Source organism: Micromonospora echinaurantiaca, assembly GCF_900090235.1.
Classification (GTDB): Bacteria; Actinomycetota; Actinomycetes; order Mycobacteriales; family Micromonosporaceae; genus Micromonospora; species Micromonospora echinaurantiaca.
On record NZ_LT607750.1, the window covers coordinates 433335 to 459108 of the forward strand.

Genomic DNA, 25774 nt, shown 5'->3' on the forward strand with positions numbered 1-25774 from the left:
AGAGTTACGTCCGGAGGCGAAACGTGGGCGTCTGGCAGGTGCCATCGGATCTGCTCGCGCGCAGCCGCTTCACGGTCTCCCCGATGGTCGACACGGTCGCCGCGCTGCGCGCGCTGTACCACCCGCGTACGCCCTGGCAGCGGGCCTGGCGAGGGCCGCACGTCGAGGCGTTCCAGCGGATGCTGGCCGCCCGGCCGGTGGCCCGGGCGCTGCTGCCCGCTTCGTTCAACCCCCGCTGGGTCGCCGACTTCCTCACCATCGCGCCCGCCTCGCCGGAACCGACGTTCGCGGCGGAACTGGCGGCCGTCGGGCGGTTGCCCGACGAGCGGATCCGGGCCGACCTGCGCGCCACCCGCCCGGAGCCGCTCGCCGCCGAACTGCTGGCGGACGGTCTCACCGGGCAGGTGGTGGCGCTCCTCGACTGGGTCTGGACGCACACCGTCGAGCGGGAGTGGCCGGAGCGGGAACGCCGGCTCCGGGCGGACATCGTGGCCCGTACCGCGGCGTTGAGCCGGGGCGGCTGGGCCGGGGTGTTCGCCGACCTCAACCGCAACATGGGTTGGTTGGGCGACGGTCGTCTCCAGGTCAACGACTACCCGGATCCGCCGCTGTCGCTGAGCGGGGCCGAGCAGCTGTTCTTCATCCCGGCGCACTGCCGTCGCGGCTGGGTGGTCTGGGACCGGCCGACCCGGTTCGGGATGGTGTACCCGGCGCGCGGGGTCCTGGTCGATCCCACCTCACCGGCGCCCGACGGGCTCGCCCGGCTGATCGGCGCGAACCGGGCCAACATCCTCGCCCGGCTGGACACCCCGTTGAGCACCTCGCAGCTCGTGGTGGTGACCGGGCTGTCCCTCGGGACGGTGAGCGACCACCTCCGGGTGCTGCTGGACGCGGGAGCGGTCAGCAAGCGGCGGTCCGGGCGCGAGGTGCTCTACTGGCGTACGCCGCTCGGCGACGCGCTCGCCGCCGGCGGCTGAGCGGGATCGCCCGGCCGCCGGCCCACCGGGTCAGCCGTCGCGCTTGGTCGTCCAGCGGAAGGTGGTCAGGCAGAGCACCAGGCCGACCGCGCACCACACGGCGAGCACCAGGGCGACCCGGCCCAGCTCGAACGATCCGGCCGGCTCCTGTGCGCCGAAGCTCTCCGGCAGGAAGACCGAGCGCAGCCCCTGGCACATCCACTTCAGCGGGAAGATCGCCGCCACCTGCTGCATCCAGGACGGCAGCTCGGTGAAGACGAAGAACACCCCGGAGATGAACTGGAGCACCAGCGCCACCGGGGTGACCACCGCCGACCCGCTGCGCGCGGTGCGGGCCAGCGACGAGATGGCGATGCCGCAGAGGGTGCAGGCGGTCACGCCGAGCACCGACACCCAGCCGAAGGTCAGCCACTTCGCGGCGGTGCCGGGCAGGTCCAGGTCGAACAGCGCCACCGAGACGGCGAGCAGCAGCACCGTCTCCGCGACGCCGATGGCGACCACCATCAGTACCTTGCCGGCGAACCACACCCACTTCGGCATCGGCGTGCCCCGGTAGCGCTTGAGCACTCCCCGGTCGCGCTCGATCGGGATCCAGATGCCGAGGTTCTGGAAGCTGACGGTCATCAGGCCGGTCGCGATCATGCCGGTGATGAAGTACTGGGTGTAGCTGACCCCGGGGGCGATCTCGTCGCTGAAGATCGCCGCGAAGATCAGGATCATGATGACCGGGAAGCCCATCGTGAACACGACGGACTCCCGGCTGCGCAGGAACTGGGTGATCTCCAACCGACCCTGCCGCAGGGCGAGGGCCGCCGGGCCCCGCCGCCGCGCCGGTGCCGCGGCGGCCCGCGGGGCCGGCTTCATGGTGGCGGTCATGCGTGTCCGATCATGGTGAGGTAGATGTCCTCCAGGGTCGGCCGGGTCACCGTGAGGCCGGGCACCTCGCCGCCGAAGCGCGCGGCCAGCTCCGCCACCAGCGCCGTCGGCGTCGCGCTCTCGACGCTCTCCAACGCCCCGTCCGGCGTACGCCAGGAGACCGTGGCCAGCGCCTCCTGCCGGTTGCCGAGCCGGTTCGGCGCGGCGACCTCCACCAGCCGGCCGCCCGCGATCACCCCGACCCGGTCGGCCAGCGCCTCGGCCTCGTCCAGGTAGTGGGTGGTCAGCAGGATGGTGGTGCCGGCCGCGGCCAGGTCCCGGATCAGCTCCCAGAACTCGCGCCGCGCCTCCGGGTCGAAGCCGGTGGTCGGCTCGTCGAGGAAGAGCAGCTCGGGCCGGCCGACGATGCCGAGCGCCACGTCGAGCCGGCGCTTCTGGCCGCCGGAGAGGGTGTGCGTGCGGGCCTTCGCCTTGCCGGCCAGGCCGACCCGCTCGACGACCTTGTCCGGGTCGTCGGCGTCGGCGTAGAACCCGGCGAAGTGGCGGACCACCTCGCCGACGGTCAGCTCGTCGAACTCCCCGGTGCCCTGGAGCACGATGCCGACCCGGGAGCGCCAGTCCGCGGCCGGCTGCGCCGGATCGCTGCCGAGTACCGAGACCTCGCCGGCGTCCCGGCGCCGGAAGCCCTCCAGGATCTCCACCGTGGTGGTCTTGCCCGCGCCGTTCGGGCCGAGCAGGGCGAACACCTCGCCCCGGCGCACGTCGAGGTCGACCCCCGCCACCGCGACGGTGTCCCCGTACGCCTTGCGCAGCCCCCGGACGGAGATCGCGAGCTCGTCATCCATGCCGTCAAGTGTGCGACCTGGGCGGCGGGGCCGACCGGCCGGGGTGTGGTGGTCCCCGCCATGTCGGGCGGTTGGCACCCGGACGTCCCCTCCATGGAGCTGTGTGGTTTTCCACAGCGCCGGTGACTGAACGGTAACTTAGACTCCGGCCATGGACGAGAAGGCTCCCCCCGGCCGGCTGCCCGAGCGCGACCGCCCCTGGGTGATGCGCACCTACGCCGGGCACTCCTCGGCCGCCGCGACCAACGCGCTCTTCCGCCGCAACCTGGCCAAGGGGCAGACCGGCCTGTCGGTCGCCTTCGATCTGCCCACCCAGACCGGTTACGACCCCGACCACGAACTCGCCGCCGGCGAGGTCGGCCGGGTCGGGGTGCCGGTCGCCCACCTCGGCGACATGCGGGCCCTCTTCGACGGCATCCCGCTGGCCGAGATGAACACCTCGATGACCATCAACGCGCCGGCGATGTGGCTGCTCGCCCTCTACGGCACGGTCGGCGCCGAGCAGGGGGCCGAGCTGGCCCGCTGCGCGGGCACCACGCAGAACGACATCATCAAGGAGTACCTGTCCCGAGGGACGTACATCTTCCCGCCCGCGGCGTCGCTGCGGCTCACTGCGGACGTCATCGCGTACACGCTGCGCGAGATGCCCCGCTGGAACCCGGTCAACATCTGCTCGTACCACCTCCAGGAGGCCGGCGCGACGCCGGTGCAAGAGGTCGGCTTCGCGCTGGCCACCGCAGTCGCCGTGCTCGACGCGGTACGCGACTCCGGCCAGGTGCCCGCCGAGCGGATGGGCGACGTGGTGCAGCGGATCTCGTTCTTCGTCAACGCCGGGGTCCGCTTCGTCGAGGAGATCGCCAAGATGCGCGCCTTCGGCGCGCTCTGGGACGAGATCACCCGGGACCGCTACGGGGTGGAGAACCCGAAGCAGCGGCGGTTCCGCTACGGCGTACAGGTCAACTCGCTGGGGCTGACCGAGGCGCAGCCGGAGAACAACATCCAGCGGATCGTGCTGGAGATGCTCGGCGTCACGCTCTCCCGGGACGCCCGGGCCCGCGCCGTGCAGCTGCCGGCCTGGAACGAGGCGCTCGGCCTGCCCCGGCCGTGGGACCAGCAGTGGTCGCTGCGCATGCAGCAGGTCCTGGCGTACGAGTCGGACCTGCTCGAGTACCCGGACCTGTTCGCCGGCTCGCACGTGATGACCGCGCTGGTCGACGAGATCGTCACCGGGGCCCGGGTCGAGCTGGCGAAGGTGCTGGAAATGGGCGGCGTGGTCACCGCCGTGGAGACCGGCTACCTGAAGAGCGCGCTGGTCGCCTCGCTGGCCGAGCGGCGGCGCCGGATGGAGGCCGGCACCGACGTGGTGGTCGGCGTCAACCGGTTCACCGAGACCGAGCCGTCGCCGCTGACCGCGGCCGGCGCCGAGGCGATCGAACAGGTGGACCCGGCGGTGGAGAAGTCCGCCGCGGTCGCCGTACGCGAATGGCGGGCCAACCGGGACGCGGCCGCCGTCGACGCGGCCCTGGCCCGGCTCCGCGCGGACGCCGCGACCAGCACGAACCTGATGCCGGCGACGCTGGAGTGCGTGCGGGCCGGGGTGACCACCGGCGAGTGGGCCGGCGCGCTGCGGCAGGTCTTCGGCGAGTACCGGGCGCCGACCGGGCTGGCCGGTGGCGCCGGGGCCGGCGCGGACGCCGGGCTCGCCGGGGTGCGGGAGCGGGTCGCCGCCACCGCCCGCGAGCTGGGCAGCGGCCGGCTGCGGCTGCTGGTCGGCAAGCCCGGCCTGGACGGGCACTCCAACGGCGCCGAGCAGATCGCGGTACGCGCCCGCGACGCCGGCTTCGAGGTGGTCTACCAGGGCATCCGGCTGACCGCCGGACAGATCGTCGCCGCCGCCGTCGAGGAGGACGTGGACCTGGTCGGGCTCTCCGTGCTCTCCGGCTCGCACCTGGCCGCGGTGCCCGCGGTGCTGGACGGGCTGCGTGCCGCCGGCCGGTCGGACCTGCCCGTGGTGGTCGGCGGCATCATCCCGGCGGCCGACGCGGAGCAACTGCGCGCCGCCGGGGTGGCCCGGGTCTTCACGCCGAAGGACTTCGCTCTCACCGGCATCATCGACGAGCTCGTCACCGTGGTTCGGCAGGCCAACGGTCTGCGCTGAGGCCCCCGCCGTCACCGACCACCGGGGCGGTGGCGGCGGGTCAGCGCTGGTTGTCGCTCAGGCGATCAGCGCTGGTCGTAGGTGATGCAGTCGGCCATGTCGTTGTCCGGACCGACCTTGATCGCCGGCGCGTGGCACTCCAACTGGTCGTTGTGCCGGCAGTCGGCCCGCTGGCAGGCGCCGACCTGCGCGATGAGGCCGTCCACGCCGGCCTGGACGGTGGGCAGTTCGATGAACGTCCGGCAGTGCGCGTGGTCCATGCTGCCGATAGTGATGGCGAACGCGTGGCAGTCGCCGGTGTGGTTGTACCCGCAGGCCACCACCACGCACTCCTGAACTCGGGGCATCTCCATCGCTGCGGTCATGCCGACCTCCTCTAGTCCTGCGTGAATTCTACTGATTTGCCGGCCTTCCGGACCGGGATTCAGCCCTGCCCGAGCACCTCCGAGAGCGGCGCCGGCTCCAGGCCGCGCTCGGCCAGGCCGGCCAGGATGTGCGGCAGCGCCTCGTCGGTCATCGGCGCGTTCGCCTCCGTCACGTGCAGGATGATCACCGAGCCCGGGCGGACCCCGTCCAGCGCCGCCCGCACCACCGGTCGCCAGGACTTCGCGAACGGGTCGCCGCTGACCACGTCCCCGTCCACCACGGTCAGCCCCAGCGGTGCCAGCGCGTCGAGCGCGTTGCGGTCGTGGCACAGGCCGGGGAAGCGGAAGTACCGGGTCTGCCGCCCGCCGTACCCGGCCACCAGGTCGAACGTCCGGGCCACGTCGGCGGTCATCTCCCGCTCGGGTACGCGGGGGAGGCCGTAACAGTCCGGGGTGAAGGCCAGATGCCCGTACGTGTGGTTGGCCAGCTCGAAGCGCGGGTTCGCGGCCAGGCGGCGGGTGAGCGCCGGGTACTGCTCGACCCACATGCCGGTGAGGAAGAAGGTGGCCGGCACCCCCTCCCGCTCCAGCAGGTCGATGATCTTCAGGTTCGCGTACGACCGCACCGCGCCGCTGCGCAGCTGGCGCCGCATCGCGCCGGTCATGTCCGCGTCGAAGGTGAGCGCCACCTTGTTCCCGGTACGCGGCCCGTGGTCGACGACGGGAGGCACGCTCCCGACCGGGGTGGCGCCCGGCAGTTCCGGGCCGATCCCGGGCCGGGCGGTGACGGGCGGTGCCGAGGCGGGTGCCGATGCCCGCGGCGTCGCCGGTGCCGGGGACTGCGTGGCGGGTACCGCCGCCGGCATCCGGACCATGCCGGCGCTGGCCGGCGTACGGAGCGGGCTGGGGCCGGTCAGCAGGGCGGCCGCCGCGGCCACGGCGGCGAGGACCGCGACGACTGGAACGCGGGGAATCTTCACGGGCACCGCAAGATGATCGCAGCGCCGCCTCGGCTCGTGTGGCCGGGACCAGCGGGCCGGTAGCCGGAAGCGACCGGTGGCGGTGGGGCGGTCGCTCCGGTCTCGGGTCGTGGCCCGCAACCGACCTTGCGGTCAGCTGGGCGCAGGAGGGGGTGTGGCCCGCCGTGACGGGCTTTGGGCGGTCGGGCTTGCGGTTGCGTCGGGGTTTGCTTGCGGTGGGTGGGTGGTTGCGGTTGGGGGTGTGGCCCGCCGTGACCGGCTCCGGGCGGTCAGGCTTGATCCCTGCGCCGGTCACAGCGGGCCACACCCTCGCCGTGGTCCAGCTCCGTCGGCCGCGGACGGCGACTGGATGCACGTCTGCGCCGCGGCGCGGTCATGGTGGGCCGACGTTGTCGTGGTCCAGCTCCGCTCGTGCGGTCACGGTAGGCCCATCGTTGTCGTGGTTCGGGTCCGCTCGGCTGGTCGCGGCGGGCCTTGTCGTGGTTCAGTCCGCCCGGCTGGTCGCGGCGGGCGAACCTTCGTCGGGGGTCAGGTCCGCTCAGTGCGCTCTTGTCGTGGTCCGGGTCCGTTCGTGCCGCCGGTGCCGGGGCCGGTTCGCTCGTCCCGTCCGGCGTGCGCTGGCTGGCGGCCGGTCGGTTCGGGCGTGTCGGCGGGGGCTACGTTGTCCGAGAGGTTGATACCTCTGAGTCATCAATATGCCGCTGAGGTATCACGCTCGTTCCTCCGTGAACCCACCGGCACGAGGGCGCCCGGTGGGATCCCGACCGGTTGGGATGGAACTTCAGCGGGCGATCCGGACATTCCGCGCGTCAGGCTTCGTGGGCGTGCGGGCCCGTCGTCGTTTCGCCGATGTGGCGGTATCGACCCGTGCGGGATAACCCCATATCGGCGACACGGAGTCGATCACCCCGTCCGGCCCGTCGGCCGGGCTGGTGGTTCGACCCGTGAGTGGGGTGTTTGTCGGTTTGTGGGTGTGACCGGCGGCATCCGGGTGGTGGAATCGGGGCCGGGTCGGGGGCGTTACATCATGCGGACGATCGAGCAAGGGCACGCCGCCGGCCACGGCCGGCCCGGGGCCTGGCGGAATGATGGCGGGCGGCCGGTCGTTACATCCCCCGGCGATCGCAGCAACGGTCCCGTCTGGCTCCAACCGATGAGGGTCGTGGCCCCGGAATGATGGGGTGCTGGCGGTCGTTACATCCCCCGGCGATCGCAGCAACACCCCGCCCGGCAAGAGCCGGGTGAGGGTTCTGGCCCCGGAATGATGGTGGGCTGGCGGTCGTTACACCCAGTCCGGCACCGCGCAGGGCACCCCCGCCCGCTGGTGTGCCGGGCATCTGGCACCGGCCAGGGCATCCCCCGCCCGGCGAGAGTGCCGAGAGTGTCGAGTAGGTCTTTCCCCGAGTCTTTCTGGGCGCCTGATGGTGCTTGCGCCCCTTATGGCCCGTCCCCCCGGGCTGGTGGCGTCATCCCCCGAAGGAGCTTTGTGATGAACACGATCATGCGTAAGAGCGTTCTGGGTATTGCTGGTCTGGCTTTCGCCGGTGGCATCGCCGCTGGCCCCGCCACGCACGCTGACACCACCTCGGTCGAGGCCGTGAAGCCGGTTGCCGTGGTGCAGGCTGACAAGCCGGGTGTCGATAAGGCGAAGCTGATTCCGCATGGTGTGCAGGGTGAGCAGTCGCGCATCGAGCTCGACGGTGAGCAGGTGGAGAACGTGAAGGCGATCATCGCGGCGACGAAGAAGTCCGACATGGACGAGCGCGCCGCCGTGGTGGCGATCGCTACCGCGCTGCAGGAGTCGAAGCTGGAGAACCTGGGTCACCTGGGTGACCGGAATGACCACGACTCGCAGGGCCTGTTCCAGCAGCGCCCGTCCAGCGGTTGGGGCACGGTGGAGCAGATCACCGACCCCGAGTACTCGACCAAGGCGTTCCTGAAGGGCCTCAAGCAGGTCGACGGCTGGCAGGACATGCCGCTGACCAAGGCCGCCCAGACCGTGCAGGTGTCGGCCTACCCGTTCCACTACGCCCAGTGGGAGCAGCAGGCCGCCGACCTCGTCGCCGAGCACTGGAACAACTGACCCAACCCAACACGCAGCACTGACTTTCCGCATAGGGGGACTGCTGGCCGACACCCACACCGGGTGCCGGCCAGCAGCACATCCACCGACCGCAGGGCCAGCACCCACCCCGGGTGCCGGCCCTGCGGCATACCCGGACTCGGGCCGGCCCCCGGATCGCGGGCACTCGCCAGCGATGTCTTCCCAGCAGACCGACCGACACCTGCCACCGCTGACCGGCACCCACCACCGGGTATCGGCACCTCGCGGAACCGAACCGATCCCCGCCGGCACCGGCACGGCGGCGGCAGCGGCGCGCGCTGACACCGGCGGCCTGGCGCAGATCTTGGACAGTTACCGTCCGCCGCGAACCGAAACTGTCCAAGATCTCGACCAGCGCCCCACACACCCACGTCCCACGTCCCGCACACCCACGCGGACAGCGCGAGGCACCGACCCGACGACCGCGACCGGCGGTCGAGGCTCGACCGGGACAGGGGTGTGGCCCGCCGTGCCCGGCGCAGGGATCAAGCCTGACCGCCCGAAGCCGGCCACGGCGGGCCACACCCCCAAACCACGCCCCCGACGCAGCCCCACCCACCTGGCGGACCCCGAACCCTGAACGCAGCCGGGCCCGACCACCGGCGGGAGAGAGAGCGGTCAGACCCGGTAGCCGGCGGCGCGGGCGGCTTGGCGTTCCCGGCGGCGGTCGGACCGGCGGCGCAGGAACCAGAACAGGAAGAGCGCCATGCCGGCCAGGAACGCCAGCACCAACACCGGCAGGATGATCGCCACCACAGACATCACCACGCTGGTGGCGTCCTCGGCGGTGCTCGCGACCGGCGCGCCCACCCCGGCGGTGGTCGCGTTGATGACCGGCCGCGCGGCCGACTTGAGCAGGTGTACGCCGAGCGCGATCAGCACCCCGGTCACCACGGGGACCCACTCGCTGGAGGAGAAGAAGCTCCCCGGGTCGCTCACCGTGACCGTCTCCGAGGTGGACCCGGCGCCGAAGGCCAGGCCGCCGGCCGTCGGGCGGACCACGGTCTGCACCACGTCGTTGACGTGGTCGACCACCGGCACCTTGTCGGCGACCACCTCGACGGCGAGCAGCACGGCGAGGATGAGGATCACCCAGCCGTTGCCGAGCCACTGCCAGCCGCTCGGCAGGTCGATGAGGTCGGTGTAGCGGGCCAGCAGCCCCATGGTGAGCAGGGGGATGTAGGCGTTCAGGCCCGCCGAGGCGGCGAGGCCGGTGCCGGTGAGGACTTCGAACACCGTCTCAGCATCGCACCGGCACGCCAGTGCCGCTCGGTGGCGTCGGCCGGCGTCTCCGCTACCCTCGTCGGGTGCGGTTGGTGATTGCGAAGTGCTCGGTGGACTACGTCGGACGGCTCTCGGCCCACCTGCCGCCGGCCACCCGGTTGCTGATGGTGAAGGCGGACGGGTCGGTGTCCATCCACGCCGACGACCGGGCGTACAAGCCACTCAACTGGATGAGCCCGCCGTGCCGGCTGGAGGAGGCACCGGGCGTCTGGCGGGTGGTCAACAAGGCCGGCGAGGAGCTGCGGATCACCCTGGAGGAGATCTTCCAGGACACCTCGTACGACCTGGGTGTCGACCCGGGCCTGCGCAAGGACGGCGTGGAGGCGCACCTGCAGGAACTGCTGGCGGCCAACCCGACGGCGCTGGGCGAGGGCTTCACGCTGATCCGCCGGGAGTACATGACCGCGATCGGCCCGGTCGACCTGCTCTGCCGGGACGGGCAGAACGCCACGGTCGCCGTCGAGGTGAAGCGCCGGGGCGAGATCGACGGCGTCGAGCAGCTCACCCGCTACCTGGAACTGCTCAACCGCGACCCGCTGCTGGCCCCGGTGGCCGGTGTCTTCGCGGCACAGGAGATCAAGCCGCAGGCCCGGGTGCTCGCCACCGACCGGGGGATCCGCTGCGTGGTGGTGGACTACGACAAGCTGCGCGGCATCGAGCGGGACGAGCTGACCCTGTTCTGACCTCCGGCGGCCGACCCGCGGCGGCCGACCCGCAGCGGTCACCCGCCCGCGGCGGCGCCGGGCGAACCCCGCCGGTCACCCGCCCGCGGCGGCCCCGGGCGAACTCCGCCGGTCACCTGCCACGGCGCCCGGCGGACCACGGCGGTCAGCGGCCGTACATCACCTTGATGGCCTTGACCAGCCGGGCGACGTCGGTGGGCGTCCGGTCGAAGGTGGTCGACGGCAGCAGCGAGCGGGCCCGACGACGGGTGATCGCCTTGGCCCGGCCGAACTCGCGCAGCCCGTCCTCGCCGTGGATCCGGCCGAAGCCGGACTCGCCCACGCCGCCGAACGGCAGGGTGGACATCCCGGCGAAGGTCAGCGTGGAGTTGACCGAGGCCATGCCCGAGCGCAACCGGCGGGCGATCGCCACCGCGCGCTGCCGCCCGAAGACCGAACCTCCCAGGCCGTACGGCAGGGCGTTGGCCCGGCTGACCGCCTCCTCGGCGTCGCGGACCCGGTTGATGGTGAGCGTCGGGCCGAACGTCTCCTCGCGTACGGCGGCCGAGTCCTCGGGCACGTCGACCAGCACGGTGGGCCGCACGTACGGCGGCTGTACCGCGTCCGCGCCGCCGAGCACCGCGCGCCCGCCCCGGGCCAGCGCGTCGTCGATGTGCCGGCGGATCACGTCGAGCTGGCTCGGCATGGTGATCGGCCCGATGTCGGCGCCGTCCGCGCCGACGGTGAGCCGGCCGGCCCGCTCCACCACCTTGCCGACGAAGGCGTCGAAGACCGGCTCGACGGCGTACACCCGCTCGATGCCGATGCAGGTCTGGCCGGCGTTGGTCAGCGCACCCCAGACGCACGCCTCGGCGGCGGCGTCCAGGTCGGCGTCCGCGTCCACGATCATGGCGTCCTTGCCGCCGGCCTCCAGCAGCACCGGGGTCAGCGACTCGGCGCAGGCCGTCATCACCTTCTTCGCCGTCGCCGTGGAGCCGGTGAACGCGATCTTGTCGACCCCGGAGCGGCAGAGCGCCGCGCCGACGTCGCCGAGGCCGTGCACCGCGGTGAGCACCGGGTGTTCCGGCACCACCTCGGCGAAGCTGTCGACCAGCCACTGCCCGACGGCGGGGGTGTACTCGCTGGGCTTGAAGACCACCGCGTTGCCGGCGGCCAGCGCGTACGCGGTGGATCCGATCGGGGTGAAGACGGGGTAGTTCCACGGGCCGATCACGCCGACCACCCCGTACGGCTGGTATTCGAGGTGGGCGGAGAACTCGGCGAGCACGAGCCGCGAGCGGACCCGGCGCGGGCCGAGCACCCGGCGGGCGTTGCGCGCCGCCCAGTCCACGTGCTCGACGGCGGTGACCAGCTCGACGACGGCGTCCGCGACCGGCTTGCCGCCCTCGGTGTGGATCAGCTCGGCGAGCTGCTCGATCCGCTGGGCGAGCAGCGCCCGCCAGCGCAGCAGCCGCCGCCGGCGCCCGGCGAAGCCGAGCCCGGCCCACCACTCGGCGGCCGCCCGGGCCCGCTTGACCGCCTCGGTCACCTCGGCCGCGGTGGCGATCGGATAGCGCCCGGCCTCGGCGCCGGTCGCGGGGCTGGTCGAGACCAGAAGACCGTCCTCGATGCGGGGGGCGCCCGGGACCTGCACTGCCGTCATGGCGGAAGTCTAGACCCGAGGATTACTCGCCGGTAGGGGTCGGCGCCGGCGCTCCCGGCGGAGCCCGCCGCGCGGCCGCCGCACCGGCCGCGCTGGGCCGGTGCACCGGACGGGTCGTCGGGCTCGTTGAACGGGCGGAGGGGGCCGTCCGGCACGCGGGAGGCGGATGCCGTTCCGACGAAGGACGGATGACCGCCCGGGGAGGCGGAGTTGACCGCGTGGGCGGTGGAGACAACTACTTTCTGATGGCAGGCTGGCGCGCGGGGTGACCGTGCGGGTGGAGGGCTGACTGTCCATGGAGGAACATCCGAATCTCTTGCCGTTGTTGACCGTGGCCGGTGGATCGATGCGCGGGGCGAGTTTCCGGGTCCGCCGGACGCCGCTGGTGATCGGCCGTGCGCCGACCGTCGACGTGGTGCTGAACGACCTGCACCTGAGCCGTCGGCACGCCCAGGTGTGGCTCACCCCGGAGGGGGTGTCGCTGGCCGACCTGGGCTCGACGAACGGCACCTGGTTGAACGACCGGCGGATCACCGGCGTGGAGTGGCTCAGCGACGGCGACGTGATCCGGCTCGGCCGTACCGAGCTGCGGTTCTTCGACCCGGGAGTGGCCGTCACCGACCCGGTGGGCCTGCTGATCGGCACCCCGCGGCGGGACCACCGGCCGACCCTGCCGCTGCCGGTCGCCGCCCCGCCCGCCGGCGCCCGGCCGCCGGAGCGCACCGTGCCGGCCACGCCCGGCGTACGGAACGCGCCGGGCCAGTCGCCGGTGCCGGCCGGGCCGGGCATGGCGGCGGAACCGACCGTGCCGCCCGCGCCCGCCGTGCCGACCGCACCGTAGGGCGGGCGGACCGCCACCTCCCGGCGGCCGGTCATAGCGGCCGGACACATGGACGCGCCGGCGGCCGGGTGGCAGCATGCCGCGGATGGAGAGCGTGCGGCAGGTCGTCACGGCGAACGGGATCACCCAGGCGGTACGGGTGGCCGGGCCGCCGGAGGGCGTACCGCTGCTGCTGATCCACGGCAACTGCTCGTCGGCCCTGTTCTGGGAGCCGCTGGTCCGCCGGCTGCCGGCCACGCTCCGGGTGGTCGCACCCGACCTGCGCGGCTACGGCGAGACGGACACCGCCCCGGTGGACGCCACCCGGGGGCTGCGCGACTTCGCCGACGACGTGGCCGCCCTGCTGGACGAGGGGTCGCTGTTCCCGACCGGGGCCCGGCCGGTGGTGGCCGGCCACTCGCTCGGCGGGGGAGTGGCCATGCAGCTGCTGGTCGACCACCCGGACCGGGTGGCCGCGCTGCTGCTCTCCGCCCCCGTCTCGCCGTACGGTTACGGCGGCACCCGCGACCTGGCCGGCACGCCGACCACCGCCGACTTCGCCGGCACCGGCGGGGGCACCGCCAACCAGGACTTCGTCAAGCGGCTGGCCGCCGGCGACCGCGGCGCGGACGCCCCGACCAGCCCGCGCAACGTGCTGCGGGCCACCTACGTGGCCGACCCGGCGTCCCTCGGCGCTGACGAGGAACTGCTGCTGGACAGCGTCCTGTCCACGGCCACCGGCGACGACAACTACCCGGGCACGGCGGTCGCCTCGGCGAACTGGCCGGGCACCGCGCCCGGCCGTCGCGGGGTGCTCAACGCCCTTTCTCCGGCGCACTTCCGGATCGCCGACGACCTGGTCGCGGTCGCCGACAAGCCGCCGGTCACCTGGATCCACGGCGACGCCGACGTGATCGTCTCGGACACCGCGCTGATGGACCTGGCGTACCTGGGGTCGTTGGGCGCGGTGCCCGGCTGGCCCGGCGAGGTGGACTGCCCGCCGCAGCCGATGGTCGGCCAGACCCGGGCGGTGCTCGACCGGTACGCGGCCGCCGGCGGCAGCTACCGAGAGGTGCTGCTGCCCGGTTGCGGGCACAGCCCGCACCTGGAGCGGCCGGCCGAGTTCGTCGCCGAACTGCTCGCCCTGACCGCCGGCCCGACGGCCTGACCCGTCCGATCCGACCCCCGCACGCCCCCGGGCGGACATCGACCGACGGCAGCGCCGACGGTGGTGAAATATCCCACGGCGTCTCGACAACCGACGGTCACGTGGCAGACTCGCGCGCATAACCTTAGTGGCCGTTCATGCGGCCGTGCGGAGCATTGGGGAGGCCGGTCGTGGCGCGCGAGTTCAGCAGCGTGGGCGTGGTGGGACTGGGCACCATGGGTGCCGGCATCGTCGAGGTCTTCGCCCGCAACGGCATCGACGTGGTCGCGGTCGAGATCTCCGACGCCGCGCTGGAGCGCGGCCGGGCCACCCTGACCGGCTCCACCGACCGGGCGGTGGCCAAGGGCAAGCTCGCCGAGGCCGACCGGGACGCCCTGCTGGCCCGCGTCGACTGGCAGGTGGGGCTGGACGCGCTGCACTCGGTCGACCTGGTGATCGAGGCGGTGCCCGAGCACCTCGACCTGAAGCAGCGGATCTTCGCCGAGCTGGACCGGGTCTGCAAGCCCGAGGCGATCCTGGCCACCAACACCTCGTCGCTGAGCGTCACCGAGATCTCGGTCGCCACCACCCGGCCCAATCAGGTCATCGGCATCCACTTCTTCAACCCGGCGCCGGTCATGAAGCTGGTCGAGGTGGTCCGGACGGTGGTCACCTCGGCCGACGTGGTCGCCGACGTGGAGGCGCTCTGCGAGCGGCTGGGCAAGGTCGACGTCACCATCAACGACCGGGCCGGCTTCATCGCCAACGCGCTGCTGTTCGGCTACCTCAACCACGCGGTCGGCATGTTCGAGTCGCACTACGCCAGCCGCGAGGACATCGACGCGGCCATGAAGCTCGGCTGCGGCCTGCCGATGGGTCCGCTCGCCCTGATGGACCTGATCGGCCTGGACACGGCGTACGAGATCCTGGACACCATGTACCGGCGCGGCGGCCGGGACCGCCGGCACGCCCCGGTGCCGCTGATCAAGCAGATGGTCACCGCGGGGCTGCTGGGCCGCAAGTCCGGCCGGGGCTTCTACACCTACGAGCGGCCCGGCTCGCCGGTGGTCGTACCGGACGAGCAGACGCCGGTGGCGACGGGGTCGGCGCTGGCCGACGGCGCCCGGGCCATCGCCAAGGTCGGCGTGGTCGGCTCCGGGACGATGGCGACCGGGATCATCGAGGTGTTCGCCAAGGCCGGCTACGAGGTCGTCTCGGTGACCCGGGGTGCGGAGAAGTCGGCCAAGGTCTGCGAGGCGGTCAAGACCTCGCTGAACAAGGGCGTGGTGCGGGGCAAGCTCAGCGAGGCCGACCGGGACGCGGCGCTGGGCCGGGTCACCTGGTCCGCCGCCCTGGACCACCTCGCCGACGTCGACCTGGTGGTCGAGGCGGTGGTCGAGGAACTCAGCGTCAAGAAGGCCCTCTTCGCCAGCCTCGACGAGATCTGCAAGCCGGGCGTGGTGCTCGCCACCACCACCTCGTCGCTGCCGGTGATCGACGTCGCGATGGCCACCCAGCGGCCGGCCGACGTGGTCGGGCTGCACTTCTTCAACCCGGCCCCGATCATGCCGTTGGTGGAGATCGTGCAGACCATCCGCACCTCGGCGGAGACCACCGCCACCGCCCGCGCGGTCTGCGCGGCGCTGGGCAAGACCGGCGTGGTCTGCGGCGACCGGTCCGGTTTCATCGTCAACGCGCTGCTCTTCCCGTACCTGAACGACGCGGTGAAGATGCTGGAGGCGAGCTACTCCACCGCCGACGACATCGACTACGCGATGAAGCTGGGCTGCGGCTACCCGATGGGCCCGTTCGAGCTGCTCGACGTGGTCGGCCTGGACGTCTCGCTGGCCATCCAGCGCGAGCTCTACCTGGAGCTGCGCGAGCCGGGCTTCGCGCCCGCGCCACTGCTGGAGCACCTGGTGACCGCCGGCTACCTGGGCCGCAAGAGCGGTCGCGGGTTCCGCGACCACACCAACCGCTGACCCGGTCAACGCCGGCCGGCGCCGGCGGCGTCTGGAGGATGTGACCTTCGAGGAGTACGTCGGCAGCCGCGGCCCGGCCCTGATCCGGCTGGCCCGGCTGCTGACCGGCGACGCACACCGGGCCGAGGACCTCACCCAGGACGTGCTGGCCCGGGCGTACGTGCACTGGCGCCGGATCGCCCGCACCGACCGGCCCGACGTGTATGTGCGCCGGATGCTGGTGAACGCGAACACCTCCTGGTGGCGGCGGCGGTCCAGCCGCGAGGTGGCGGTCGCCAGCTTCACCGAGCGCCCCCAGCGGGGCGACCTCGGCGGCGAGGCGGCCGACCGGGACGAGATGTGGCGGCTGATCAGCGCCCTGCCCGACCGCCAACGCGCCGTGCTGGTGCTGCGCTACTACGAGGACCTGGACGACGTGACGATCGCCCAGATCCTGGACTGCTCCCCGGTCACCGTCCGCACCCACGCGATGCGGGCGCTCGCCCACCTCCGGGAGCGCTGCGGCGTCCCGACGACCAAGGGGAGCCGGCCGTGACCGACCTTGACCAGCGGATCGCCTCGGTGCTGCGGGAGCGCGCCGAGGGAGAGATCGATTCCCACCGGCTGCTGTCGGCCTCGCGGGCCAGGGGTCGCCGCCGTCAACTGCGTCGCCGGTTCGCCACGGGCACGGCGCTGGCCCTGGTCGGCGTACTCGGCTTCGTCGGGGTGACCGGGCCGGACCTCACCGGACTGCCCGGCCGGCTGCCCTGGACCGCGGCCACGCCGACCGTCGCCCCGCCGGTGCCGCCCCGGGTCGACGGGGTGCCCGGCGCGGCCCAGCGGCCGGAGCTGGTGGGCACCGACCCGCGGGTGCTGCACCTCGGCGTCGACCGGAGCCGAGCCCGCTACCTGCGCTGGGCCGTCCACAGCTCGAACCGGGTCGAGTCGGTCCAGTTCAGCGTCGGCGGCGGCCGGCCCGTCCTGGTCGAGGTGAGCGGCTCCGCGGAGGCGATCGACGAATTCCTCCTCGACGGCGTCCCCCTCCAGGAGGCCGTGATTCCGCTGACCTTCGACGGCGCCGTCCAAGAGTTCGGGGGTACGGCCCGCGGGCTGGTCACGGCCTGGCAGCCCGCTCCCGGCCTGTACGCCCGAGCGAGCACGCTCGGCGGCGACCGGAGCGCCCTCGCCCAGGCCATGGACGCCGTCCGCTGGGACGAGGCACGACGGTGCGCGACGCCGCTGCGGCTGAGCACCCTGCCGGCGGGCGCGACGCTGAGCGCCTGCTCGGTCGAGGCCACCGCCTTCCCGGCGGGCCTCCGGGTGGAGTTCACCCTCCACCGGGAGCCGTCGGCGACCATGTGGGTGCGGCTGCTGTACGGGGCGCAGATCGCTGGCGGCACCACCGAGAGCAACCGCGTGGTGGGTGGCCGTCCCGCCTACCTCTACCCGGACGGCACGAAGCTGGAACTGCTCGGCATCCCGAAGGCGCACCTGACCGCCGACTTCGGTGCGCCGTTGCCCGGGACGGAGCGTCCCGAGGGCGACCCGGGCTTCAGCGAGGCCGACGCGACGGGCGTGCTGGCCGGGGCGCAGCTGGCGAAGGACCTGACCGACCCGGACACCTGGGAGTGACCGCGCGTCGTCGGCCGGGCCGCCCGAGCCGGGCCGGTCCGGCCGACGGCCGTACGCTTGGGAAGCGTGAGCCCCCGCCGTAACCGACCCCGCCGCGACGACACCGCGCACCTGGACACCGACCGGGTCCGCCAGGGGGTCGCCTCGGTGCAGCAGTGGCGCGACGGCGACTGGCAGGTACGCGGGATCACCGGCGGGGCGTCGGTGAAGACGTACCGCTGTCCCGGCTGTGACCAGGAGATCCGCCCGGGCGTGGCGCACGTGGTGGCCTGGCCGGCCGACGGCCGGGGTGACCTGACCGACCGCCGGCACTGGCACAGCGGCTGCTGGCGGGCCCGGGACCGGCGCGGGCCCAACCTCCAGCGCGGCCGCGGCGCTCCCCGGCACGGCTGAGCGATCTGGATCACCTGGTTCCCGCCTCGCCGGGCGGCGGATCCGGCGGCGCGGGAGACTGGGACGGTGAGCACACCGATCCGCGCGTCGTCGATCCTGCCCGGCCGCCGTGAGGACATCGAGCTGCACACCGCGGACGGTCTGCGGCTGGTCGGCGAGCTGGCCCGCCCGCTGGACCGGGAGCCGGTGGCCACCCTGGTCTGCCTGCATCCGCTGCCCACGCACGGCGGGATGATGGACAGCCACGTCTTCCGCAAGGCGGCCTGGCGGCTGCCCGCCCTGGCCGACCTGGCCGTGCTGCGGTTCAACACCCGGGGCACCAGCAGCCTGCGGGGCACCAGCGAGGGCGCCTTCGACAACGCGGTCGGCGAGCGCTTCGACGTCGCCGCCGCCATCGAGTACGCCGAGTTCCACGAGCTGCCGGACATCTGGCTGCTCGGCTGGTCGTTCGGCACCGACCTGACCCTCAAGTACGGCTGCGACCCGGCGGTGACCGGGGCCATCCTGCTCTCCCCGCCGCTGCGCTTCTCCACCCCGGCCGACCTGGCCCAGTGGGCGGACGCCGGCAAGCCGCTGGTCGCGCTCGTCCCCGAGTTCGACGACTACCTGCGCCCGGACGAGGCCCGGGAGCGCTTCGCGGCGGTGCCGCAGGCCGAGGTGGTCGGGGTGCCGGGGGCCAAGCACCTCTGGGTCGGTGACGCGGAGACCGCGCTGGACGAGGTGGTCCGCCGGGTCAACCCGGCCGCCACGGTCCCGCTGCCGACCACCTGGGACGGCCCGATGACCTCCGGCGACGTGAGCGCGTACGCCGACCGCACGGTGGCCTCGTTCGCCGACCGTCCGGTGCCCGGTCCGCCGGCCGGCCAGGCCGGCTGAGCAGGCCCGCCGGTCTGCCGGTCGGGCTGACCCGCCCGGGCCGGGCTGTCCGGCCCGCCGGGGCGGATCAGCGGGACTGCTGTCGGGGGAGCACCACCTCGCGCAGGATCAGCTGGACGGCCGCGACCAGCGGGATGGCCAGCAGCGCGCCCACCACGCCCATCAGCGCCACCCCGAGCAGCGCGGCGACCAGCGCGGCGACCTCGTTGACCTCCACCGACCGGCGCATGATCTTGGGGTAGATGAGGTAGTTCTCCACCTGCTGGTAGATCACGAAGAACACCACGCAGGCGATGCCGACCGGCAGGTCGGTGGCGAAGCCGACCAGGCTGACGATGACCGCGCCGAGGGTGGCGCCGATCTGCGGGATCAGGTCGGCCACCGCGACCACCACGGCCAGGGCGAACGGGTACGGCAGCCCGGCGATCAGCGCGAACACGAAGGTGCTCACCCCGGCCAGTACCGCGATGCTGAGCGCGCCGACCATGTACGCGCCCACCTTGGTCAGGATCTCGTCGCCGATCAGCCGCACCCGTTCCCGGCGGGAGGCCGGCACCACCGCGTAGCCGAGCGCCCGGAGCTTGTCGAAGTAGACCAGGAAGTAGATGGTCAGCACGAGCACGGTGAGGGCCCGGAAGATGGTGCCGAAGATGAGCTGGGCGCCGCCGAGCACGCCGCCCAGGGCCCGGCCGACGGTCTCCGCGTTGGCGGCGCCCTGCACCCGCTCCATCACGTCGTACCGCTCGACGAGGTCGTTGACGGTCTGGTTGCGACGCAGCGCCTCGACGTAGCTCGGCAGCTGCTCGATGAACTGGCCGGACTGGGTGACGATCGGCGGCACCAGCGCCACCACGCCGCCGCAGAGCAGCAGCAGCACGGTCAGCGCGACCACCGCCACGGCCAGACCGCGCGGCAGGCCGAACCGCCGTAGCCGGAGCACCGCCGGGTTCAGGCCGACGGCCAGGAAGAGCGCGATGACCACCAGGACCAGGATCCCGGCCGCGTTGCGCAGCCCCAGGTAGACGGTGTACGCGAGCAGCGCGCCGAGCGCGCCGGTGAAGCCGACCAGGAAGCTGTTGCGGCGCAGCGGCCGCCCGGGCCGGCCGAACCGTCCGGACGCGGTGTAGACCGGCGGGTCGTCGTCCGACCCGGCTCGGCTGCCCTCCTCGGGCGTCGCGTCCGGCCCGCTCGGCTCCCGCGCCGGCGCCGAGGTCCCAGGCCGGTCCGGTTCCGCGCCGGGCCGGGATGCTTCCGGCCGCTCCGGGTCCGGTCCGTGCGTCGTCGGCTCGCCCTGCGCCACCGGGACCTCCTCCGGTCACGTCCGGCGGATCCACCGGACACCGCTGCCGACCCGCGCGAGCGGGTTCCAGCCAGGAGCGTAGCGGGCGCGGGGGACGGTACGGCGAACCGACGGACGCTCGGGCTGCGCCGGCCAGCACGCCGCCGCGCCGACCGGCGGTGCCTGCTGGCCGGTCGACGATGTGGACGGACGGGTCTCAGGTGTTCAGCCGGGGCACCGCCACGGGTGCGGTCGAGCGTGTTCGATCTGCGCGGGATCCGGCGGCCCGGGTGTGGGCGGGACGCCGCCGGCCCCGGTCAGTCCTTCTCGGCGCTGACCGTGCTGGGCTTGGCGCTGCGCTCGTCGATGGTCGGCTTGGTGGGCCGCTTGCCGTTCTCGCCGGTGCTGGTGATCTTCGTCGGGGTGGCGCCTCGGCCGCCCTCACCCGGGACCGCGGCCACCGTCGGCTCGCCGCCCACACCGGCCCCGCCGCCGTCCGCCGTGGTCACCGGTTCGGCGACCGGGCCCGCCTCCGCCTGACCGGCCCCGGCCGGCTGGCCGCCGGCGGGCTTCCCGTCGGGCTTGGCGCCGTCCGGCTTCCCGTCCGGCCCGCCCGCCGGCTTCGCGCCGGAGACCGCCGCCGCGGCGTCGCCGGCCGGCTTCGGGCCGCCCGCGTCCACGGTCTGCTTCTGGCTGGTGCTCGGCGGGCTGGCCGGCTTCGCGCTCGCCTCCGCCGCGGTGGCCGGTCGCGCCGCGGCACCCGCCGGGATCCCGGACGCCGGCTTGGCGTCGGACCCCGGCTTGGTACCCGCGCCGGCCGGCTTCACCGCGCCGTCGGGGCGTTTCGCGTTGCCGGCCTTCGGGCCGGTCGTCGGTGCGGCCACGGTGGCGCCGTCGGTGCCGGCGGGGCGGCCGCCGGCGGTGGTCAGTTGCAACCGCAGCTCGGCCACCTGCCGCTGGAGCTCGTCGGACTCCTGCCGGGACTGCCAGGTCTCCTGGCGCAGGTCAGCGAGCTGCTGCTGGGCCTGGGCGATCTCCAGCATCACCTGGGCGAGCTGCTGCCGGCCGGCGGCCGCCTCCTGCTGGGTGGCGGCGAGGTGCTGCTGGGTGGTGGCCAGGTGCTGCTGGGTGGTGGCGGCGTACTCCTCGAACTGCCGGCGGGAGGTCGCCACGTACTCGTCGGCCGTGCGCCGCTTCTCGGCCGCCTCCGACTCGACCCGGCTGAGCAGCGTCGTGGCCTCCTCCTCGGCCTGCTGGCGCATGGTGAGCGCGTCCCGCTCGGCGGCCTCGCGGACCGCGGCGGCGCCCTGCTCGACCTCGTTCTTCCGGGTGCGGTACTCCGACTCCAGCTGCGTGCGCCGCTTGGTGTACGTCGACTCCAGCTCGTCCTGCCGCGTCTTGTGCTGCTTCTCCATCTCCGCGTTGCGGGTCTTGTACTGCTTCTCCAGCTCGGTGCGGCGGGTGGTGAACTCCTGCTCGGCGGCGGCCCGCCGCTGGGCCAGCTCCCGGTCGGCCGCCTCGCGCCGACCGTTCACCTCCTTCTCCACGCCGGCCCGCCAGGCGCCCAGCTCCTGCTGCGTCTGCGCCCGGGCGTGCTGCACGTACGCCTCGGTCTCGCTGCGCATCCGCTGCACGTACGCCTCGGTCTCGGCCCGGCTGCGCCGGGCGGACTCGGTCGCCTGCGTGGTCAGCCGCTCCGCCTCCTGGCGGGCCTTCTCCCGGGTGGCCCGGCCGGCGGTGCTGGCATCGTCGATGATCTGCTTGGCCTCGCGCTGGGCCTTGGCGTGGGTGGCCCGGCCGGCCTCGGTGGCCTGCTCGACCAGGCGGCGGGCCTCCTGCTGGGCCTTGGCGTGCACCTCCTTGGCGGCCTCGCGCAGCTCGGTCGCCTCCTGCTGGGCCTTGGCGTGTGCCTCCTTGGCGGCCTCGCGCAGCTTGGTCGCCTCCTGCTGGGCCCGGGTGTGGATCTCCTTCGCCGCGTCGCGCAGCTGGGTGGCCTCCTGCTGCGCCTTGGTCAGCGCCTCCTGGGCGGCCTTGCGCAGCCGCTCGGCCTCCGCCTTGGCGGACTTGACGGCGGCGTCCGCCTCGGCCTTGCGGGCGGCGGTGTGCCGCTCCTCCTCGGCCCGGCGGGCGGCCAGCGCGATCTCGAAGTCCTTGAGCGCCTTGGCGGCCTCCGCGCGGGCCTCCTCGATGATGTGCTCGGCGGCGGCGCGGCGGGCCTCGATCTCCTCGTTGGCCTCGCGCAGGATCGCCTCGGCCTGCTCCTCGGCGAGGGTGAGGATCTGTTCGACCCGGGGGCCGAGGTGCCGGAACGAGGCGCGGTCGACCACCCCGACCTGCTTGCGCACCTGGGCCAGATCCCGCTGGAGCACCTCGACCTGGCCGGCCAGCTTGTGGATCTGTGTGTAGGCCTGCTCCCGCTCAGCCGCGAGGGTCGCGATCTCGTGCTCCGCACGCGCGACGTACCGGTCGACCTGTCGTTTCTCGTACCCCCGCAGAGCGGACTCGAAGCTGGGCTCCGTGGTCACGTCCCCGCCGAGAGCGAACAGTTCCTCGCCGTGCGACATGCCCCCATCCTCACACGCATCGGGCCCTCCTGGGGCGATACGGACGCCCCTGTTGGGACCTGTTTCACTGCGTTTCGGTGCTCGACTCCCACGGACCGGGAAACGCATACGGCGCGGGGAGCCACCGGTCACCCGGTGTCACCCCGCGCCGTGTCATGCCCCGGCCGGGCCGGTCAGCCGGCGGTCTCCGCGGCCACCTTGTCGCCGCTGCCGTCGGCGGCCTTCTTCGCCTCGGCCTGCGCGGGCGCGGCCGAGCCCGGCACGCCGGGCACGATGCCGGCGAGACCGGAGAGCATCTGGCCCAGCTGCGCGGTGACCGCGTCCTTCTGGCGGGTGAGGTCCTCCACCTCGCGGCGGGCAGCCTGAGTGGTCAGCTCGGCCTCGGTGCGCGCCTCGCTGAGCAGCCGCTGCGACTCGGCCCGCGCCTCGTTCAGCGTCTTCTCGGCCAGCGCCTTGGCCTTCTCGACCGTCTCGGTCGCGGTGCGCTCCGACTCGACCCGGCGGGCCTCGGCGCGCTGCTCGATCTCCTTGGCCCGCTCCTGGGCGGCCCGGGCCCGCTGCTCGGCCTCGCTGACCAGCTTCTGGGTCTGCGCCACCTGGGCGGCGTGCCGCTCGGACTCCTCGCGCTCGGCCTTCTCGCGCCGCTCGGCGAGCTGCAGCTCAAGGGCCTGGAGGTCCTTGTCGCGCTTGTCGCGGGCGTCGGTGAGCAGCTTGGTCGCCTCGGCGCGCTTCTCCTCGGCCTCGCGGGCCGCCTTGGCCCGCTGCTGGGTGATCTCCCGCTCGGCGGTGGCGCGCAGCGTGGCGACCTCGCGCTCGACGGTGGACTTCAGCTCGGCCACCTCGTGCGCGGTGACCGTACGCAGCTGCTTGGTCTCGCGGTCGGCGTCCGCGCGCAGCGTGTCGGCCTCGCGGCGGGCCTGCACCCGGACCTCGGCGGCCTCCCGCTCGGCGGCGGTGCGGACGTTGCCCGCCTCCCGCTCGGCGGTGGCCTTCATCGCGGCCGCCTCGGCGCGGGCCTTGTCGGTGATCTCCCGCGCCTCGAGGCGGGCGGCGGACAGGATGCCCTCCGACTCGCGCTTGGCCTCGTTGCGGTGGTCGTTGGCCTGCTCCTCGGCGAGGCGGAGGATCTGCTCGACGCGGGTGCCGAGGCCGGAGAGGGTCGGCCGGCTGTTCTCCTCGAGCTGCTTGTTGGTGTCCGTGAGCTTCTGCTCCAGCGCGGCCATGCGCTGCTCGGCCTGGCGGAGCCGACGCTGCGCGTCGTTCATCCGCTGCTCGGCCTCGGCGCGGGCCTGCTCGGACTGGGTCAGCGCGGCGGTCATCCGGCCGATGAAGTCATCGACCTGGTGAGTGTTGTATCCGCGCAGGCCGACGGTGAAATCTGGCTGCGAGTTCGCGTTATCGAAGAACGCGAGAGGGGAGGACTGCTGCTGGGGCATTGGGACATACTCGCAGACGCCCCAGGGTCCTTCGCAAGAGCGGTGCCGAGCTTTGGTGTCCTGTTTACATGGTCAACTTCGGCGTCCGCCGGACACCGGACCAACCGGCGATCTTGGCAGGTCCCGGGCGGGTCGGACGGCTGGGTCCGAGAGCCGGAAAAAGGGCCGCGGGGCAAGCGCCCGCGGCCCTTTGTCGCCGCCGGTCGCGGGCACTCGAATGGGTGCCCGCGACCGGTGCGGAATGGCGATCGACCGTTGCGGCAATCGTCGCCGGCGGCCCCTGTCGGGTCAGTGGCCGCGGAACCGGTTGATCGCGTCCTCGTGCCGGGACCGCAGCTCCGGGTCGCGGACGCCGAGCCCGTCGGCCGGGGCGAGGCAGCGGACGCCGACCTTGCCCTGGTGCGCGTTGCGGTGCACCTCGTACGCGGCCTGGCCGGTCTGCTCCAGCGGGTAGGTCCTCGACACCGTGGGGTGGATCTTCCCGAGCGCCACCAGCCGGTTGGCCTCCCACGCCTCCCGGTAGTTGGCGAAGTGGCTGCCGACGATGCGCTTGAGGTGCATCCAGAGGTAACGGTTGTCGTACTGGTGCTGGTATCCGCTGGTGGAGGCGCAGGTGACGATGGTGCCGCCGCGCTTGGTCACGTAGACGCTCGCGCCGAAGGTCTCCCGGCCTGGGTGCTCGAAGACGATGTCCGGGTCCTCGCCGCCGGTCAGCTCCCGGATCCGCTCGCCGAAGCGCCGCCACTCGTCCTGGTCCTGGGTCTGCTCGTCCTTCCAGAACCGGAAACCCTCGGCGGCCCGGTCGATGACCAGCTCGGCGCCCATCCTGCGGCACAGCTCGGCCTTGTCCGGACTGGACACCACGCAGACCGGGATGGCGCCGCCGTTGAGCGCCATCTGGGTGGCGTAGCCGCCCAGGCCGCCGGAGGCGCCCCAGATCAGCACCACGTCACCCTGCTTCATGTTGGCGCCGTGGTGCGAGACCAGCTGCCGGTACGCGGTGGAGTTCACCAGCCCCGGGCTGGCCGCCTCCTCCCAGCTCAGGTGCCGCGGTTTGGGCATCAGCTGGTTGGCCTTGACGATGGCCAGTTCGGCGAGGCCGCCGAAGTTGGTCTCGAAGCCCCAGATCCGCTGCTGCGGGTCGAGCATGGTGTCGTCGTGCCCGGCCGCGTCCTCCAGCTCGACAGAGAGGCAGTGCGCGACCACCTCGTCGCCGGCGGACCACCGGGTCACCCCCGGCCCGGTCCGCAGCACCACGCCGGCGGCGTCCGACCCGACCACGTGGTACGGCAGGTCGTGCCGCTTGGTCAGCTCGGAGAGCCGGCCGTAGCGCTGGAGGAACTTGAAGGTGGACAGCGGCTCGAAGATGCTGGTCCAGACGGTGTTGTAGTTGATGGCGCTGGCCATCACCGCGATCAGCGCCTCGCCCGGGCCGAGCTCCGGCGTCGGCACCTCCTGCACGTGCAGCGCCTTGCGCGGGTCCTTGTCCCGGGTGGCCATGCCGTCGAACATCCGGGTCTCGTCGGCGCGTACCACGACGCCGCGGTAGGACTCGGGCACGGGCAGCCCGGCGAGACCGGCGAGTTCCCGCTCCGGTTGCGCGGAGCCTTCCGCCGACATGATCGCTTCGAGGATGTCCTGCACGGTGACCTCCGGTTCGTCCGCACCCGTGCGCACGGGCCTGGGTGCTGCCATCGTCGGCGCCGGGGCGGCCGTTAACCATGTCGACGTCCGACACATCCGGGACCGACC

21 protein-coding genes are annotated in these 25774 nt (G+C 73.3%); 11 read left to right on the plus strand and 10 right to left on the minus strand.

Annotated elements, in window-relative coordinates; genetic code table 11:
* Positions 1-23 precede the first annotated feature (23 nt).
* Positions 24-977: an ArsR/SmtB family transcription factor gene (locus GA0070609_RS02010; protein ID WP_088992209.1), complete on the plus strand. Its 954-nt coding sequence runs from the start codon at positions 24-26 to the stop codon at positions 975-977.
* 30 nt (positions 978-1007) lie between these two features.
* On the opposite strand, the gene GA0070609_RS02015 is transcribed toward GA0070609_RS02010, so the two are convergent.
* The gene (locus GA0070609_RS02015) at positions 1008-1853 is read right to left on the minus strand and encodes an ABC transporter permease (protein ID WP_088992210.1); all 846 of its coding nucleotides are present in this window, start codon (positions 1851-1853) and stop codon (positions 1008-1010) included.
* Positions 1850-2698: an ABC transporter ATP-binding protein gene (locus GA0070609_RS02020; protein WP_088992211.1), complete on the minus strand. Its 849-nt coding sequence runs from the start codon at positions 2696-2698 to the stop codon at positions 1850-1852. The genes GA0070609_RS02015 and GA0070609_RS02020 overlap by 4 nt, the downstream gene beginning before the upstream one ends.
* 151 nt (positions 2699-2849) lie before the next feature.
* Here GA0070609_RS02020 and GA0070609_RS02025 point away from each other — a divergent pair, with 151 nt between their 5' ends.
* Positions 2850-4856, plus strand: coding sequence for a protein meaA (locus GA0070609_RS02025; protein WP_088992212.1), 2007 nt, complete (start codon positions 2850-2852; stop codon positions 4854-4856).
* 65 nt (positions 4857-4921) lie between these two features.
* On the opposite strand, the gene GA0070609_RS02030 is transcribed toward GA0070609_RS02025, so the two are convergent.
* Together GA0070609_RS02030 and GA0070609_RS02035 are read right to left on the minus strand one after the other, a co-directional pair.
* Positions 4922-5221, minus strand: coding sequence for a DUF1540 domain-containing protein (locus tag GA0070609_RS02030; RefSeq protein ID WP_088992213.1), 300 nt, complete (start codon positions 5219-5221; stop codon positions 4922-4924).
* Positions 5222-5280: 59 nt separating this feature from the next.
* Positions 5281-6207, minus strand: a complete 927-nt coding sequence (locus GA0070609_RS02035; protein WP_231928499.1) for a polysaccharide deacetylase family protein — start codon at positions 6205-6207, stop codon at positions 5281-5283.
* 1483 nt (positions 6208-7690) lie between these two features.
* On the opposite strand from GA0070609_RS02035, the gene GA0070609_RS02040 reads away from it, so the two are divergent.
* On the plus strand, positions 7691-8284 hold the full coding sequence (locus GA0070609_RS02040) for a hypothetical protein (protein WP_088992214.1): 594 nt from the start codon (positions 7691-7693) through the stop codon (positions 8282-8284).
* Positions 8285-8923: 639 nt separating this feature from the next.
* Here GA0070609_RS02040 and GA0070609_RS02045 read toward each other — a convergent pair.
* Positions 8924-9541, minus strand: a complete 618-nt coding sequence (locus tag GA0070609_RS02045) for a DUF4126 domain-containing protein (protein WP_088992215.1) — start codon at positions 9539-9541, stop codon at positions 8924-8926.
* Between the two features lie 71 nt (positions 9542-9612).
* On the opposite strand from GA0070609_RS02045, the gene nucS reads away from it, so the two are divergent.
* Positions 9613-10272: an endonuclease NucS gene (gene nucS / locus GA0070609_RS02050; protein ID WP_088992216.1), complete on the plus strand. Its 660-nt coding sequence runs from the start codon at positions 9613-9615 to the stop codon at positions 10270-10272.
* A 145-nt stretch (positions 10273-10417) separates the two neighbouring features.
* Here nucS and GA0070609_RS02055 read toward each other — a convergent pair whose 3' ends face one another.
* Positions 10418-11914 (minus strand): aldehyde dehydrogenase family protein, encoded by a 1497-nt coding sequence (locus tag GA0070609_RS02055; protein ID WP_088992217.1) that lies wholly within the window; start codon positions 11912-11914, stop codon positions 10418-10420.
* A gap of 346 nt (positions 11915-12260) precedes the next feature.
* Here GA0070609_RS02055 and GA0070609_RS02060 point away from each other — a divergent pair, with 346 nt between their 5' ends.
* The 7 genes from GA0070609_RS02060 (at position 12261) to GA0070609_RS02090 (ending at position 18743) form a co-directional block, all read left to right on the plus strand.
* Entirely contained in the window at positions 12261-12755 is a 495-nt protein-coding gene (locus GA0070609_RS02060) for an FHA domain-containing protein (RefSeq protein WP_231928500.1), read from the plus strand.
* Between the two features lie 85 nt (positions 12756-12840).
* Positions 12841-13902, plus strand: a complete 1062-nt coding sequence (locus tag GA0070609_RS02065; RefSeq protein WP_088992219.1) for an alpha/beta hydrolase — start codon at positions 12841-12843, stop codon at positions 13900-13902.
* Between the two features lie 170 nt (positions 13903-14072).
* On the plus strand, positions 14073-15863 hold the full coding sequence (locus GA0070609_RS02070; RefSeq protein ID WP_088992220.1) for a 3-hydroxyacyl-CoA dehydrogenase family protein: 1791 nt from the start codon (positions 14073-14075) through the stop codon (positions 15861-15863).
* 40 nt (positions 15864-15903) lie between these two features.
* Positions 15904-16398 carry a SigE family RNA polymerase sigma factor gene (locus GA0070609_RS02075; protein WP_088992221.1) on the plus strand — a complete coding sequence of 165 codons (495 nt, stop codon included), beginning with the start codon at positions 15904-15906 and terminating at the stop codon, positions 16396-16398.
* Entirely contained in the window at positions 16395-17474 is a 1080-nt protein-coding gene (locus GA0070609_RS02080) for a hypothetical protein (protein ID WP_088992222.1), read from the plus strand. Before GA0070609_RS02075 ends, GA0070609_RS02080 begins: the two co-directional genes overlap by 4 nt.
* A gap of 66 nt (positions 17475-17540) precedes the next feature.
* Complete coding sequence (locus GA0070609_RS02085; protein ID WP_172899274.1) at positions 17541-17867, plus strand: hypothetical protein; 327 nt, start codon at positions 17541-17543, stop codon at positions 17865-17867.
* 66 nt (positions 17868-17933) lie between these two features.
* Positions 17934-18743, plus strand: coding sequence for an alpha/beta hydrolase (locus GA0070609_RS02090; RefSeq protein WP_088992224.1), 810 nt, complete (start codon positions 17934-17936; stop codon positions 18741-18743).
* A 67-nt stretch (positions 18744-18810) separates the two neighbouring features.
* Here the strand turns inward: GA0070609_RS02090 and GA0070609_RS02095 are convergent, their stop codons facing one another.
* The 4 genes from GA0070609_RS02095 to ccrA form a co-directional block, all read right to left on the minus strand.
* On the minus strand, positions 18811-20043 hold the full coding sequence (locus tag GA0070609_RS02095) for an AI-2E family transporter (protein ID WP_088992225.1): 1233 nt from the start codon (positions 20041-20043) through the stop codon (positions 18811-18813).
* A gap of 296 nt (positions 20044-20339) precedes the next feature.
* Positions 20340-22586, minus strand: coding sequence for a hypothetical protein (locus GA0070609_RS02100; RefSeq protein ID WP_088992226.1), 2247 nt, complete (start codon positions 22584-22586; stop codon positions 20340-20342).
* Between the two features lie 173 nt (positions 22587-22759).
* On the minus strand, positions 22760-24022 hold the full coding sequence (locus GA0070609_RS02105; RefSeq protein ID WP_088992227.1) for a coiled-coil domain-containing protein: 1263 nt from the start codon (positions 24020-24022) through the stop codon (positions 22760-22762).
* 288 nt (positions 24023-24310) lie between these two features.
* Positions 24311-25666 carry a crotonyl-CoA carboxylase/reductase gene (gene ccrA, locus GA0070609_RS02110; RefSeq protein WP_088997432.1) on the minus strand — a complete coding sequence of 452 codons (1356 nt, stop codon included), beginning with the start codon at positions 25664-25666 and terminating at the stop codon, positions 24311-24313.
* Positions 25667-25774: the final 108 nt, after the last annotated feature.

Coding starts and splice junctions, on each gene's coding strand:
- GA0070609_RS02100 (WP_088992226.1), bottom strand. CDS start 22,586: ATGTCGCACGGCGAGGAACTGTTCGCTCTCGGCGGGGACGTGACCACG.
- GA0070609_RS02025 (WP_088992212.1), top strand. CDS start 2,850: ATGGACGAGAAGGCTCCCCCCGGCCGGCTGCCCGAGCGCGACCGCCCC.
- GA0070609_RS02065 (WP_088992219.1), top strand. CDS start 12,841: ATGGAGAGCGTGCGGCAGGTCGTCACGGCGAACGGGATCACCCAGGCG.
- GA0070609_RS02055 (WP_088992217.1), bottom strand. CDS start 11,914: ATGACGGCAGTGCAGGTCCCGGGCGCCCCCCGCATCGAGGACGGTCTT.
- GA0070609_RS02060 (WP_231928500.1), top strand. CDS start 12,261: ATGCGCGGGGCGAGTTTCCGGGTCCGCCGGACGCCGCTGGTGATCGGC.
- GA0070609_RS02015 (WP_088992210.1), bottom strand. CDS start 1,853: ATGACCGCCACCATGAAGCCGGCCCCGCGGGCCGCCGCGGCACCGGCG.
- GA0070609_RS02105 (WP_088992227.1), bottom strand. CDS start 24,022: ATGCCCCAGCAGCAGTCCTCCCCTCTCGCGTTCTTCGATAACGCGAAC.
- GA0070609_RS02030 (WP_088992213.1), bottom strand. CDS start 5,221: ATGACCGCAGCGATGGAGATGCCCCGAGTTCAGGAGTGCGTGGTGGTG.
- GA0070609_RS02020 (WP_088992211.1), bottom strand. CDS start 2,698: ATGGATGACGAGCTCGCGATCTCCGTCCGGGGGCTGCGCAAGGCGTAC.
- GA0070609_RS02040 (WP_088992214.1), top strand. CDS start 7,691: ATGAACACGATCATGCGTAAGAGCGTTCTGGGTATTGCTGGTCTGGCT.